This window comes from Heyndrickxia camelliae (assembly GCF_002844575.1).
GTDB lineage: Bacteria > Bacillota > Bacilli > Bacillales > Bacillaceae_C > Margalitia > Margalitia camelliae.
In genome coordinates, this window is the sequence record NZ_PIQO01000005.1 from 126,599 (window position 1) to 141,864 (window position 15,266).

General features: G+C 34.7%; 15 protein-coding genes. All 15 read left to right on the forward strand.

Translation table 11 applies throughout. From position 1 onward, the window contains the following. Positions 1–106: 106 nt before the first annotated feature. The 15 genes from CWO92_RS09225 (at position 107) to CWO92_RS09300 (ending at position 15,063) form a co-directional block, all read left to right on the forward strand. Entirely contained in the window at positions 107–967 is an 861-nt protein-coding gene (locus tag CWO92_RS09225; RefSeq protein ID WP_101353916.1) for a LysR family transcriptional regulator, read from the forward strand. A gap of 435 nt (positions 968–1,402) precedes the next feature. Further along, positions 1,403–2,395 carry an NADPH:quinone oxidoreductase family protein gene (locus CWO92_RS09230; protein ID WP_101353917.1) on the forward strand — a complete coding sequence of 331 codons (993 nt, stop codon included), beginning with the start codon at positions 1,403–1,405 and terminating at the stop codon, positions 2,393–2,395. 166 nt (positions 2,396–2,561) lie between these two features. Continuing rightward, entirely contained in the window at positions 2,562–3,341 is a 780-nt protein-coding gene (murI, locus tag CWO92_RS09235; protein WP_101353918.1) for a glutamate racemase, read from the forward strand. A 293-nt stretch (positions 3,342–3,634) separates the two neighbouring features. Further along, positions 3,635–4,225, forward strand: coding sequence for a TetR/AcrR family transcriptional regulator (locus tag CWO92_RS09240; protein WP_101353919.1), 591 nt, complete (start codon positions 3,635–3,637; stop codon positions 4,223–4,225). 65 nt (positions 4,226–4,290) lie between these two features. Further along, entirely contained in the window at positions 4,291–5,643 is a 1,353-nt protein-coding gene (locus CWO92_RS09245; RefSeq protein WP_101353920.1) for an MFS transporter, read from the forward strand. Positions 5,644–5,922: 279 nt separating this feature from the next. Next, positions 5,923–6,261 (forward strand): VOC family protein, encoded by a 339-nt coding sequence (locus tag CWO92_RS09250; protein ID WP_101353921.1) that lies wholly within the window; start codon positions 5,923–5,925, stop codon positions 6,259–6,261. A 136-nt stretch (positions 6,262–6,397) separates the two neighbouring features. Beyond that, positions 6,398–6,958 carry a GNAT family N-acetyltransferase gene (locus CWO92_RS09255; protein ID WP_101353922.1) on the forward strand — a complete coding sequence of 187 codons (561 nt, stop codon included), beginning with the start codon at positions 6,398–6,400 and terminating at the stop codon, positions 6,956–6,958. A gap of 517 nt (positions 6,959–7,475) precedes the next feature. Further along, entirely contained in the window at positions 7,476–8,213 is a 738-nt protein-coding gene (locus tag CWO92_RS09265; RefSeq protein WP_101353924.1) for a class I SAM-dependent methyltransferase, read from the forward strand. Positions 8,214–9,813: 1,600 nt separating this feature from the next. After that, positions 9,814–10,449 carry a DUF1062 domain-containing protein gene (locus CWO92_RS09270; RefSeq protein ID WP_101353925.1) on the forward strand — a complete coding sequence of 212 codons (636 nt, stop codon included), beginning with the start codon at positions 9,814–9,816 and terminating at the stop codon, positions 10,447–10,449. A gap of 372 nt (positions 10,450–10,821) precedes the next feature. Further along, entirely contained in the window at positions 10,822–11,304 is a 483-nt protein-coding gene (locus CWO92_RS09275) for a DUF2798 domain-containing protein (RefSeq protein ID WP_101353926.1), read from the forward strand. Between the two features lie 219 nt (positions 11,305–11,523). Then, positions 11,524–11,778 (forward strand): ASCH domain-containing protein, encoded by a 255-nt coding sequence (locus CWO92_RS09280; protein ID WP_233269705.1) that lies wholly within the window; start codon positions 11,524–11,526, stop codon positions 11,776–11,778. Between the two features lie 102 nt (positions 11,779–11,880). Next, positions 11,881–12,231, forward strand: a complete 351-nt coding sequence (locus CWO92_RS09285) for a hypothetical protein (RefSeq protein ID WP_101353927.1) — start codon at positions 11,881–11,883, stop codon at positions 12,229–12,231. Positions 12,232–12,290: 59 nt separating this feature from the next. Continuing rightward, positions 12,291–13,238 carry a helix-turn-helix transcriptional regulator gene (locus CWO92_RS09290; RefSeq protein ID WP_101353928.1) on the forward strand — a complete coding sequence of 316 codons (948 nt, stop codon included), beginning with the start codon at positions 12,291–12,293 and terminating at the stop codon, positions 13,236–13,238. A gap of 342 nt (positions 13,239–13,580) precedes the next feature. Then, complete coding sequence (locus CWO92_RS09295; protein ID WP_101353929.1) at positions 13,581–13,991, forward strand: VOC family protein; 411 nt, start codon at positions 13,581–13,583, stop codon at positions 13,989–13,991. A gap of 289 nt (positions 13,992–14,280) precedes the next feature. After that, positions 14,281–15,063 carry a nucleotidyltransferase domain-containing protein gene (locus CWO92_RS09300; protein WP_101353930.1) on the forward strand — a complete coding sequence of 261 codons (783 nt, stop codon included), beginning with the start codon at positions 14,281–14,283 and terminating at the stop codon, positions 15,061–15,063. Positions 15,064–15,266 lie beyond the last annotated feature (203 nt).

Consider the following 15,266-nt stretch of genomic DNA (forward strand, 5'->3'; position numbering starts at 1 on the left):
TGTAGGATATTTAAATCATATAGCTTTTTTGCTATATGGTATAATACATAAAAATGATATTGGGTATCACTTTAAATGATAGCTAAAAATAGGGAGAGATTTTATTTTGGATTTGCATACATTAAAAATTTTCCAGACCGTGGCAAAGTTAGGGAGTATTTCAAAGGCAGCAAGAGAACTTCAATATGCACAATCTAACATTACGATGAAAATTCAACAGTTGGAATCGGATCTTCAAACTACCTTATTTTATAGGCATAATCGTGGAACTGCTTTAACGGCTAAGGGCAGCATGTTATTAACATACACAGAAAAAATATTTGATCTTATAGAAGAAACAAAAAGTGTGATCAGCGACGATGAAACACCAAATGGTCCGTTAATTATTGGGTCGATGGAAACCACTGCAGCGGTTCGTTTGCCAGACCTGCTTGCAAAGTATCATAAGGACTTTCCGGATGTTGATTTAACGCTAAAAACGGGCTCAACAGAACATAATATTCAAGGAGTCTTGCAGTATGAACTTGATGGGGCATTTGTGGCAGGACCTATTGAACACCCCGAGCTGAATGAAAAGGAACTAATTGAAGAGGAATTGGTAGTTATTACAGATACCATACATCCCCCTATTTCTTCTTTTAAAGATATTCAAACAAGGACGCTGCTTGTATTTCATGCGGGATGTTCTTATCGAGAAAAACTTGAACAATGGTTACATCAAGAGAAGGTAATTCCTAATAAAATTATGGAATTTGGTACTTTGGACGCGATTATCGGTTGTGTAGCAGCTGGTCTTGGTATAAGTATGCTTCCACAAAGTGTAATTTCAAAGCATGTACAAGACGGAATCCTCAGACAACATTCAATTCCGAATCGATATGGAAAAGTCAAAACAGTATTCATTTATCGAAAGGACAAGTATATGCCTACTTCTTTAAAACAATTTATCAATATGATAAGTGATTAAGGGAGTTAAGGGACCTTGTTTTAAATAAGAATTTAATTAAAGTGGAAACAGTGAATATTGTACTTAAACAAACCTGTTTTTATTTAGAGGTATCTAATCCCTTTTTTATTGTGTTGACTATCAGATAAGATGAGTTTTAACTGAAAAAAGAAGTTAAAAGTATTAACCAGACCCGTTTCTCTTTCAGCTATCAAAATATCAGATAGTAATTATCTATTATACATATTTTACGGTATTCATTTTTAGAGTTATGATTTATATATTAAAATCTCAAGTGCTGGAAAATAGGCGCTATACTAACATAAATTTAAAGAAATGATGCGTTTATGTAGTGAAATTTTTTCAGCTAACAATAATTCGGCAACACAATGCTATTAACAAATTTGCTTGAATCGTTTTTATATCACTTATTCTTAATGGGAAGGAGTAGTAGCAATGATAAAACCCTTTGATGCACTAGTTGTGAATAAATATGAAGACCAATTTTCTGTAAAACTTCAAAGTCTAACGATTCAAGATTTACCAGAGGGAGAAGTATTGATTGACGTTCAATATTCTGGTATCAATTATAAAGATAGTCTCGCTACAATACCTAATGGTAACATCGTCAAGAATTATCCCTTTGTACCCGGAATTGATTTAGCAGGGGTCGTTGTATCATCAGAAGATCCTCGATTTCAAGAAGGTGACGAAGTTATTGCGACGAGCTATGAGATTGGTGTTTCCCATTTTGGGGGTTACAGTGAGTATGCTCGTATTCCAGCCAAGTGGGTTGTTCCCCTTCCAAACGGTCTTACTTTAAAGGAAGCCATGATTATGGGAACCGCCGGTTTTACAGCGGCATTGTCGGTCCAACGATTAGAAGAAAATGGTGTTTCACCCGAAAAAGGAAAGGTGCTTGTCACAGGAGCTACTGGTGGTGTAGGTAGCTTTGCTGTCTCTATTCTCTCAACTCTTGGGTATCAAGTGGAAGCTAGCACAGGTAAAGAAACCGAATGGGAGTATTTAGAGAATCTTGGAGCAGCCTCAATTGTTACAAGAAAAGAAGTATTTGATGGGAAAATCAAAGCGTTGGGTAATCAAAAATGGGCTGCTGCCGTAGATCCGGTTGGTGGCGATCCACTTGCATCTCTATTAAGTCAAATTCAATACGGCGGTTCCGTTGCGGTTAGCGGTCTAACAGCGGGAACAAAACTTTCGACCACAGTCTTCCCTTTTATTCTAAGGGGGGTAAATCTACTAGGAATTGATTCTGTGTATTGCCCAATGGATGTACGATTGAAAGTATGGAATAGATTAGCAACAATTTTTAAACCGGTAAACCTAGAACAATTTATTCAACAAGAAATAACACTTCGTCAACTTCCCGAAGTCTTACCTACACTACTTAAAGGGCAAGCAAGAGGAAGAACACTTGTAAAAATATGATAAGAAATGACGAGATAAATAATTTCTCGTCATTTTTCAATGGTAACTAATATAAATCTACTTCTAATCCTTATAAAGCCCCAGATGTTCATTTTTGAAAAAATGGAACTTGGAAGGTCAAGAATGATAATATAGAACAGAATTAATTGTAGAGAGAGTGAAAGTAATGAGAATTGGTTTTTTTGATTCTGGTATAGGTGGAATAACAGTACTTCATCAAGCTTTGAGGTATCTACCAAATGAAGATTACATTTTTTATGCAGATACCTTACATAATCCATATGGTGAAAAGTCTAAGGAGGAAGTAAGGGAATATATTTTTAATGCAGTTGATTTTTTAGCCGAACAAGGAGTGAAGGCCTTAGTCATTGCTTGTAATACTGCAACAAGTATTGCAGTAGATGATCTTCGACAAAAGTATGATTTTCCTATTTTAGGTATTGAACCAGCCGTAAAACCAGCTGTCCAAAGCTGTGAGGGAAAGCGAAAAAAAGTACTTGTATTGGCAACCAATTTAACTCTTAAAGAGAAAAAATTCCATAATCTTGTAAATAGTATAGACCAACATGATATTGTGGAAAGTTTACCGCTTCCTGGTCTTGTAGAATTTGCCGAGAAATTTGAATTTAGAGAAGAGATAGTTGTCCCATATTTAAAGGAACAGCTATCTTCGTTTAATTTAATGCAATACGGTACGGTTGTCCTAGGATGTACTCATTTTCCATATTTTGAAGATAGTATTAAGAAAATATTTCCCGAAGAAGTGGAAATTATATCTGGGAGTGTTGGTACCGCAAAAAACTTGAGGAGAATCCTGGAAGCGAATAATCAAATTAACCATGGTTCAGGAGATATTATATTTTTTAAATCTGGTTTTCCAGTGGAGGATAAAGAAACATTATCTAACTACAAAAAGTTGTTGGGAATGTTAGACATGGAAGGTTAAAACGATTATTTAAATTAAATCGAAATGAGTATGTGAATTTTGAAATTAACAAACGGGAGCATTCCTTTAATAGGGATGCTCTTTTCTTATGAGGGCAGGATAGTTCAATATGGCATGTTCATTTCAAAAACGATTTGTTTGCATTGAGATGATGGAAGGGGCAAGTATTATTGATAATAGAAAAGAAGCTTAGTGCAAAAATTTAGTTATTTATCGGTTGACAAAAAAAAGTAAAAGGAATATATTAATGTCGGTCAGTGCTGACGTTCAATTAGGGGGTTAAATAATTATTTATGGCTTCAAATCGCAAACAAGAGACCAGTGAAAAAATTATAACAGTAGCAATCGATCTTTTTTCTAAAAATGGCTATAACGGAGTTACAACAGAGGAAATTGCAAGGGAAGCCGGTTTTAGTGAAAAAACGCTTTTTCGACATTTTCAAAGTAAGCAAAATTTATTGGAAAAAGCCATCGATCGATATCATTATGGTGAGGAAATGCGTTCTATTTTTGAAAGTAAGCTTGTCTGGAGTTTGAAAGAGGATTTAGAGTTAATTAGCAAAAATTATCATCGAATTATGCATCAAAACAGAAAGCTCCTTAAAATGCTTATGAAGATAGGGGAAAATGTGCCTGGATTGCACCAATATTCTCACAGACATCCTGAGCTTTTGAAGGAGTTTTTAACAAATTATTTTGAAGAGATGAAGAATCGAAAAAAAATTATCCCGATTGATGCGGAAAAAATGGCTATAACGTTTCTATACATGAACTTCGGTTTTGCTCATGGAAGAATGAACGGAGATTCCGCCTTTATGGAAGAGGAGTTTGACAAGCTTCTAAATGATAGTGTTGTATTATTTACTAGGGGATTAACCCCCTAGTGTGTACTTTAACCTAAAATGTCAGTCAGTACAGACAATCATTTTATGAAAAGGAGAAGGGAAGAATGAATCAAGTGTTACAAAAACAAGGGAATGAAAAATTATTGATTATCATGATGTTAACTATAACCCTCTCATCAATGAGTATATTGCTTTTTAATTTTGTTCTGCCACAAATAAGCAAAGAATTTCAGCTTACTAATTCACAGGTAAGTTGGGTTACTTCCTCATACACACTTTTATATGGGATTGGTACGGCAATTTACGGAAAACTTGCAGATCGATATAAGCTGAAAAATTTATTAGTCTTTGGTTTATTACTCTTTGCAATTGCATCATTATTAGGCTTCTTTTCTACCTCTTATTGGCTCTTGCTAGTAGCAAGATGTATACAAGCCGCTGGTGCAGCTACAATTCCTGCTACAGCTACTTTAATCCCAATCCGATATTTTCCTCTTGAAAAAAGGGGTACTGCAATGGGGACAGTGTTTATTGGTACTGCTCTTGGCAGTGCACTTGGGCCCATTGTTTCTTCGTTAGTTGTTAGTGTTGTAGACTGGCGATGGCTGTTTTGCATCCCCCTACTACTTCTGTTGACATTGCCATTATATTTTAAGTATTTAGGTGATGAGGAAGGAACGAATACGAGTATTGATTGGTTAGGAGGCGGGCTGTTAGCTCTAACCACAACCCAAATCCTACTAGGTGTAACAAACAATGTACTATGGTTTATTGGAGGAATCGTTGCGCTCGTTTTATTTATATATCGAATTAATATAGCAAAGTCTCCTTTTATTCAACCTCAGTTATTTAAAAACAAAGTATATATTTCGTATTTACTATTGGCGTTCTTCGTAACAGGAATTGGTTATTCACTATTCTTTTTAACTCCTTTGTTTTTAGCAGATGTTCAAAATCTCCCAGTTAATATGATTGGTTTAGCAATGGTACCAGCTGCAGCAGTAACTGCTTTATTAAATAGGCAAGGTGGAAAGATTTCAGATTCAAAGGGTACATCAACGTTATTCTTTATTGCTTCCAGTTTATTAATTGTTTGCTTCTTCTTACTTTCAACATTTATCAATTCAAATGCCGTACTGATTGCGATATTTCTAATAATAGGGAATGTCGGTCAATCATTTATGATGATTGTCATGTCAAAATCGATATCTTTAACATTACCTAGTGAACATTCAGGTATAGGTATGGGTTTATTAATGATGCAGAATTTTATTGCAGGTTCTATCGCTATTGGGATATACGGGAAGGCTGTGGATGTAGAAGGAAATAGTTCATGGAATCCTTTTAATCAGCTAGTAATGGGTGCCACATTCAGTAATGTTTTCTTTGTATTGTTTGCCTTGCATGTGATTATTTTGATTGTTTATTCACTTAGTAGACGTATTAGAAGTCACTAAACCAAATAAATAAAAATTTTACGTTTTTAATGTTCCAGACTTTACTTGTAAACTGCCAGCAATCGAATTGGTAACGGGCAATATGTGTTGGGGATATTGATAAAAGTAGATAAAAAAACACCTGAAATCTATGGAGAATGCGTAAAAAGGTATTTCGCATGATACTAAACCCAGCAGAAAAAATTATAATCTTTAGAATATAAATCCTGTTTTTAGTGTTTTTACACTTGTATGATAGTAATAAGATAGTACAGGACTAAAAAGGAAAGGGTGTACGCCATGAAACTCAATCATCTAAATCTAACCGTTACGGATGTTTCAGCATCACGTGATTTTTTAGAAAAGTATTTCGATATGAAATGTGTTGGAAGTCGAGGGAATGGATTTGCAGTTATGTTTGATGACGAAGGTTTCGTATTGACCTTGATGAAAGGAAAAAATGTTCAATATCCAGGGACTTTTCATATTGGTTTTCCACAGGAGAATGAAGATCAAGTTGACAAGATCAATCAACGTTTAAAAGAAGACGGATATGAAGTAAAGCCTCCACAACAAGCACATGCCTATACGTTCTATGTTAAAGCGCCAGGAGGATTTACAGTTGAAGTGTTTACGTAAAGAGAAACATACTTGGTATTGTTGTAGCAAGGAAAGTTTAATTTAAGTAGGATTAAGTGATTAATTTAACTGGCGGCTGTAAAAAACAGACTAATGTGGGGCAAATATTAATTTGAACCAATGGAGTGTGAGCGAAATGGTGGATTTAAGTATTAAACCACTAATAGAAGGAGAGAAAGTTGTTCTTAGACCTTTTAGAGATGAAGACTTTCCTTTTATAGAGGAATGCTTAAGGGATCCCGAAGTATTAAAACTGACAGGAAGCAGTTCCGATTTCGATAGGGAATCCGTTCTTAAATGGTATACTACAAGAAATGAACAAACGGATCGCTTGGATCTTGCTATTGTTGACAAATCGCAGACCATCCTAGTGGGAGAGGTAGTGATCAATTTATACGATGAAAAAAGTCATAGTATGAATTTTAGGATACTTATTGGTCCAAGGGGACGGGACCGGGGATTAGGAACAGAGGCAACTACACTTGTAATTGATTATATATTTAAAAATACTACACTTAATCAACTTACTTTAAGTGTTTTTGACTTCAACCCAAGAGCCAAGCATGTTTATGAAAAGGTTGGCTTTGTAATATATGGAATTGATGAAAACGATCTAGAGTTTGAAGGGAAATGGATTGACTCCATCAATATGAAATTAACAAGAGAAAATTGGATAAATAGACAAAAAAATGCTTAGAGGTATTCAATGAAGTTATATACACTAAAAAGGCAATTCAGGGGATACAAAAAAGGAACCCAATTTTACTTAATTGCCGAATCAGAATTTATAGGAGTAAAAGAGTTTGTATTGAGAACGAAAGATTTAAAGAATAGTATATCGGTTAATGAAAGTGAACTTATTAAGAATTTTTTTAATAAAAGAAATCTTTTTAATGATAAGCTTTACTCATATTCCTTACGAGACAAAAGGTAATCACTTATAAACCTGTAAATGAAAATGGTAAAATTTTATATTTAATGGATGAAAAAGATATTTATCGAACAGATTTAAGATTTCTTACCAATTGATACAATGCCTTCTTCAACTAAAAGGGGCAAGAGTTAAAGATCCAGCTGCCATTTTGGTGGCTTTTTCTAATTAAGCCTACGGACAGGCTAGCTTCATAACGAAATTGTTGTTAAAGGCGCAGTTACTTGAAGGAGAGGAAATAGAGAGTTAATGTCGAATAATTGATTGAATAGGGGGAAGGTTGATGGCTGATGAAATATTTGAAAACCCAAGATTGGCTCATATCTATGACTCATTTGACCCTGACCGTTCTGATTTAGATGCTTACGAGATTATGGTTGATGAGTTCAGAGCAAATTCTATACTTGATATTGGTTGTGGAACAGGAACTCTTGCTTGTCGTTTAGCAGCTAAAGGCAAAGAGGTTATTGGACTAGACCCTGCTGAAGCGTCATTAAAGGTGGCGAAAACAAAACATTGGTCTGATCATGTTAATTGGATTCAAGGTACTGCTCTTGATCTTCCATCATTGAAAGTTGATCTTGTTACAATGACCGCTAACGTTTCTCAGGTTTTTCTGACAGATGAAGAGTGGAAACAGACGCTGTTAGCAATTCGGAGGGTATTACTTCCAGGTGGAAGATTAGTGTTTGAATCACGAAAGCCTGAGTCACAGGCGTGGCTAGAATGGAACAAGGAAAGCACATACCAAAGGGTTGATGTCCCCAAATGTGGTTTCGTCGAGGGATGGGTAGAGGTTATAGATGTTCGAGACTCCTTGGTATCTTTCCGATGGACCTATGTTTTTAATAATGATGGCGCTATTATTACATCGGACTCTACGTTGCGGTTTAGGAATCTTGAGGAAATTACCAAATCCCTTAGAGAAGTAGGACTGTTAGTGGAAGAGGTAAGAGAAGCCCCTGACCGTCCGGGACGAGAGTACGTTGTTATTGCACGTCGCCCTACTGATATAGGTTAAAGAATCAGCTGCCATTTCGGCGGCTTTTCCTATTGAACTATCGGGGCAGCATTCCTCATAAATATAAGGTTGTAAGATATGGACATAAAGGGGCTATTGTTTAAGATCTAAGGTAGAAAATGAGCATTTTTTTCAGAATAGATACTTCTTATTCACCGGAAAATACTGGTTTATAAGTTGTTTTTAATCGAGCTTTATTTCAGTTCTACACGAACAGGGTGTAACTTAACCTTTCACGTTTTTCTTTGTTTTTCATATATTTTTAGTGGGGATGAAGAATGTTAGGACAAGTCTACGCATATTTATAGGGTAAATTAGTCATGTTTAATGTATCTATATAGATAAACATCCTTTTTTATATAAAATTCTTCAGGATCTTCATAACAGTTCCTGGATTAATATAATGAAGAGGATATGGTAGTTGTCCTCTTTTCCATCCCTGTATATGCTAAAAAGGGGGTGGAACTCACATTCCTCGCTTTTATTACATTATTATTTTATATCACCATAGACCCATGGAAATAACTTCTACAATTTTGTACCTATAAGTGATTTCGAACCATTAAATACGACAGAGGAGCAACAAGATTTTTTCCTCATTTCTTCCTCTAAAAAGCGTCTTCACATTTTTATAAAGTGAAAACAATTCAAGGGGAATCAATTCTTAATTTTGTTGTGTCCTGAGAGAAGATAATATGTGTAACAGTAGCTGCATATAGATATACAGCATCAATAAATTCTTCTGCTTTTGCAAAGGTTACAAATTCCAATTTAAGTAAATAACAAGCTTTTCCAGCTACTCGGTAACAAAACTCTAAAATTGGAAGGCATTCAATAAATTTTTAAACGCTCGATAATCACCGTCTTTAATTGTTGCTACTATTATTGGATATCCCAACTTTTCATAATCCACCTATCCTTACTTAACTCCTTAAAATTTCTTATCAATTGCATCTATTTTCATTTTTAATCAATTACTTATTATTACATTAAAATTTTAATTAAAAATACCAAAAGTCATATTTAATTTAATGTGAAATTGAAATTTCGTACTGTATATTTATATAAAAAGGAGGAAGTGTAATGGCAAGAAAGAAAGATCCATTTACGGAGAGAAACCTTTTCCTCTATAACAGTATATTGATGCAATATTATCTTTAAAGCCGGCTTGGGGGGGTTAATAATGGAGATGCAAACTAAAAGCTGGAGAGATTATTTTCTGGAAGTAGTTAGAGCTATTATCTTTTATAAATGAAATTTAAAAATGTATATTTATAGTTTTATAAAGTAATTGATTATTTAAAACTAGGTTCGATGATTAAAATCCTGCTTTTGCAGGATTTTTTTAAAACTATAGTGGCAATTTAGTTGAAGATCAATGTTGCACATAGTACCTGACCAGATTCTGAAGAAATGTATTTTACATTATAGGATAATATTGGTAGAGTGAAGTTATTCTTAAATGAAAGTGAGGTATAGTCCAATGAATTTTTCATTAGCTTATAAGTAAATTTATCAAAGGGGTGAGACCAATGATAAGATAACACTTTCACATAAATAATTTTCGGAATAGTTAAATAATATTCTCGAGGTGAAAGTGATGAGTTTTAAATCAAAATACTCTATGAATGCAAAAAATATAATTAATTGGTCTATAAAGCCGAAGAGCACACCATTGATTCTAAGGAACTGTAATAAATGCGGGAAAAAAAAGGAATTTTATTGTAGTGAACTTTTTAGAATGAATGCAAATAAACAAAAAATAGATGTATGGTTAATTTATAAATGTAGTCAATGTGATTCTACATGGAACGTAACTATTTTTTCTCGCATTAACCCGATAGATATAGATAAAAGCTTATTTGACAAAATGTCAAGAAATGATAGGGAAACAGCATGGAAATATGCGTTTGATATGGAAATAATTAGGAGTAATCAAGCGGAAGTAATTTTTAACATTGATTATATTGCAGATGGCGAAACCATTGATTTTTATAAAAACCTGTCGGAAGAAATATTCATTAACATTGAGTCTCAATATAGATTAAATCTTCGCCTAGACAAGTTACTTAAAGCGAAATTAAACGTTTCAAGAAAAATGCTTTGGGAAATGATAGAAAACCGTTTTATATACACAATTCCTGAAGTTAATATAAGAAAGCATAAAATAAAAGAGGAACACTTAAAAATTACTATAACTTACGATGCACTAAAGATGATTAATTCAACTTTATGATTTAAAAATCATCAATAAACATCCCTCTCTTTGATTGGAGCGTTTGTCATTTTTTTTCTTTAAGTTTGAAATTGAGTAGTATTCCACTAACGGGCGCTTTTCTTTAATAAGAAGGCGTCCTTTTACATGGAAAACTTAGTTTATGGAGGAGTAAAAAGATTGTCAGTAAGGGGGCAATGCATAAGATCCAACTGACAATTTCGGCGGCATTTTCTTATTGGACGAACGGGAGGGGTTTATTGAATAAGAATAACCGGGATGATTTTGAAATGGAGAAAAAATCAAAGATTTTTGTTCACAAATTGTCCACTTACGAAAATGTTTTGAATTTATCTATAATATTTAAGTATTAAAAGAAGGGAATGATTCAATTTGCCGACAACTAAGAAAGAAAGTGTGTATTTTGGCTTTATTATGTGCTTTGGGATGGTATTAGTTATGACGGTGTATAACCTTTACCTGAACGGAATGATTGGTAAAGTGAATTTCTATGAAGGAATATTAGAATTTTTTATTGCTTTTATTATTGCACTAATCCTTGACCTATTCCTGGTTGGTCCAAACGCAAAAAAGTTGGCTTTGAAATTTACCGCAAATACTAAAAATAAAATATATACTATATTAACGATATCAACCTTCATGGTAATAGGAATGGCTTTATTTATGTCAGCTTTTGGACTAGCAACGATGATTTTGCACAGTGGATATAATGGCAACTTTATCTTGGTTGATTATTTGTCTGTGTTTGGAAAAAATCTTATTATGGCATTACCTTTACAAATCCTTATTATGGGTCCACTTGTGCGTTTCATCTTTACTAAGTACATCAAACCGAAAAGAATCAACTTAGTGTAAAAGAAATCTTTTAAAAAATACTTAAACCGAAAGGTGCGATAATCCAACAGGATTATCGCATTTTTTATTGAAAACTTTTAATATGCTAACAGGAACGTAGAAAGTTAGAACAATAAGAAGATATCATTGTGTATAGAAAAATGAAGGGGAAGTAGATTGCTACGTCAAATGGGGTTATACAGTGGATATTTTAAAGCTTTTAAAGAGGGGTAAAAGCAGGTGGAGGTTCGGCTGAATGATGAGAAGACAAGAAAAATCAAAGTTGGTGATACGATTGAATTTATTAAGGTTCCTGAACAAGATGAAACCTTAAAATTTCAAGTAATGGAACTTAGGAAATACGATACATTTAAAGAGATGTATGAGGATATTCCTTTTGAAGATGTTGATTATAAGGGTTGGTCAATGGAAGAAATGATAAACGGAACCTATGAAATTTACCTCTTGAACAAGAAAGAGAATGGGGAACATTAGCGATTCCAGTTAAATATTAAGCTGATGTTACATAACTATAATGGCAGATTAGTAACATATGTAGTACAGAATTATAAGGAAAAATGTTTGGAGGCTACTTTTGTGCAAAATAATTTAGCTTTTAACATACCGATTTATACACAAGATAATTCGACTTTTCCAAAACCTGTAAATGAAAAATACGATTATTGGAGTCCGCTAATATTAGAAAAATCGGATACAATTGAAATTCATTGTTGGAATGATGAAATCGACATTATTGAAGACATTAATACTCTCTCTTTAAATACATTCGAAATGTTTCAAGAAGATAATATCACCATATTTAAGGGGAAGAAGACCTTTGCTCTTTCGAATTATTTATTGAATGACTATACAAATAATATGGGAGAGTTCAAGTGGTTCACAGTTAATTTAGATATAGGTCCAACAACTCCACTCCATAGTCACTAAATTATCTTCTCCATTAAGATGTAGTATATTATTTTGTAAAACATTCAAGGAGGGTAAAAATGAACAAAACAGACCGATTGTTAGCCATCGTGCTGCAGTTGCAACGTAAAAAAGTGGTACGTGCCGAAGATTTGGCAACCCTATTTGAAACTAGCGTGCGAACCATCTACCGCGACATTCAGGCACTAAGTGAAGCTGGCGTGCCAATCATCGGAGCCCCTGGGACTGGATATTCCTTAATGGAAGGCTATTTCCTTCCCCCTATCGGTTTCACGGTACCAGAAGCCGTGAGCCTTTTGATTGGAATAGACTTTATCGAACAACAATTTGATGATGATTATCGTATCAGGGCTCAAGCTGCTCGTGGCAAAATCGAGGCCATTCTTCCATCGAGCGTTCGCAATGAAACTTCACATGTACTGAAGGCTATGCGTTTGCTCATTTCCGATGAACAGGATACGTCGTCAAAAGAAAAGAAATATTTAGAAAAGATCCGTCGAGCGATACTAGACGAGCGAAAGATAAACTTTCATTATGCAAAAAGACTTGCAGATTCCGAGGGAAATCACCATAGTGTTCGTACCGTTGCTCCCTATGGTTTGGTGCTCATTCAAGGATCGTGGATGCTCGTAGCTCGATGTGATCTGCGCCAAGACATTCGCCACTTTCGCTTGTCCCGAATGACGGAACTTATTGATCTGGAAGAACGTTTCGAACTGCCGGCGCATTTTAACTTAAGGGAATATACTCCTTTGGATGATAGGAATTTACGAGTTCGCCTTCGATTTAACCATGACATCGTAGATAAAGTGAGAGAGTCGAACTATCATTATATGGAGGATATGGAAGAGCATCGAGATGGATTGGATGTGGTCTTACGCGTTCGTCAACTAGACGAATTGCTACAATGGGTGCTTGGCTGGGGAGCGGGAGTGATTGTATTGGAGCCTGAATCATTACGAAATCGGATTCGTGAGGAAGCCAAAAAAATGTTACAACACTACTGACATACTGTTGTCAGTAGTGTTTTTTTATAATCGGAGTAAGTAAATGTAAAGGAGTGGGAGACAAATGCGAAGTATGTATTGCAAAGGAATTCATATCACTATGGACCAATTGCACAGTAGCCAGATGGTCGTTAAACCAAAAATGGAATAATTATGAATTAAATCGAGCCTTTACAGTTTTAAACATGGGAGGAACGTCGGTTAACTCGCAAATCGGGTTACTTTTAAATGGGAAAATGTGCCCTTTGTAACCTTTGGCAACTTACGATAGCATCGCTGGTTCTGGCCAAAAATAATATGATACGATATTTTATTAATTTATTATAGGAAGGATGGTATCTCATGAATTTTGCTTCTGTACGTATTATTACAGATGACTTGGATCGTCTTGTCAATTTCTATGAAAAAGTCTTGGGTGTTTCGGCGGAACGCCCCGCTCCTGTCTTTGCCGAACTTGTTTCGACATCGTGCACCCTGGCAATCGGCCACTCGCAGACGGTGCCACTGTTCGGCGCTGGTTCCGCAATAGCGGCCAGCAATCACACTGTCATCATTGAATTCCGCGTCCATAATGTCGATGCCGAATACGAACGTTTAAAGTCATTTATTGCAGATTGGGTAAAGGAACCGACCACGATGCCGTGGGGGAATCGTGCTATGTTGTTCCGTGATCCCGACGGCAACCTTGTTAACCTCTTCGAGCCGGTGACCGAGGAAGCAATCAAACGGTTCAGCGGTAAGGTTGACAGATAGGTGTAGCGAGTGAGAACACAATTTCGATAGTGGCCACGATTTGTAAAATATATGACCATTTTTGGCCGGATGTGCCGATATCGTTTATCTGGTTACAACATCGTCTTTCTTGGTTTGACAATGAACCACTAAGAAGCTTTTGGAATATAAACGGACGGTTCAAATTTACCCGAAAAAACATGAATCATTGTCATATCCAGTTTTTTATTGTGCTATATTGGAGGAGGATAGTTTGAATTTACCTAACTACATAAGATCAAAATAGAGTAAGAGAATTGAGGTAATAGTTTTGAAAGAAACCATTTTAGAATCCTTATTCAAAATAGAAGTAGATTTTAATGTGAAGATTCTTTATGCAGTAGAATCAGGAAGTAGGGCATGGCAATTTCCTTCAAAAGATAGCGATTATGATGTTCGCTTTATATATGTTCATAAAAAGGAAGATTATCTAACAATTGATCAAATGGGAATTGGGAAGAAACGAGATGTTATTGAATTACCTATAAACGATTTGTTAGATATAACAGGGTGGGAACTTACAAAAACATTAAGGCTATTTAGAAAATCTAACCCACCATTAATGGAATGGTTACGATCTAGTATCGTTTATTATCAAGCATATTCAACTATCGACCAGATGAAACAGCTTAGTGAAGATATCTTTGCTCCAAACTCCTGCTTACATCACTATTTAAATATGGCAAGTAATAATTTTCGAGAATACTTACAGGGAGAAGAAGTAAGAATAAAAAAATATTTTTATGTACTTAGACCAGTTTTAGCTGCTAGATGGATAGAAAAGTATAATGAGTTTCCACCTTTAGAATTTCCGAAATTATTAGAGGATATATTACCAGATGGAGAATTAAAAAAACAAATTCAAACCTTATTAATAAGAAAAATAAATGGAGAGGAACTTGATTTTGAACCGAAAATTGGGATCATAAACCATTTTTTAGATGAGGAAATTTCACGACTTAGAAAATATACAGAATCACTAAATGTTAATATACCGGACTTTACACCTAATCTTGATATGCTTTTCAGAAAAACTTTAGAGGAGGTTTGGTAATAAGATTTTTTATTAGAGCTGCCGATTATGGCAGTGAATTTTTCTATTAGTGGGGAGTATTCTTTTAATATAGAAGTGTAGAGGAACGAAAGAGCTTTAGGCCAACAACATATATAGTTTTTAGAAAAAAATCCGCAATAGCGTGTAAAAACGGATATCAGTTTACACGCTATTTCTATTTGTTCCTTATGCCTCAAAACTAT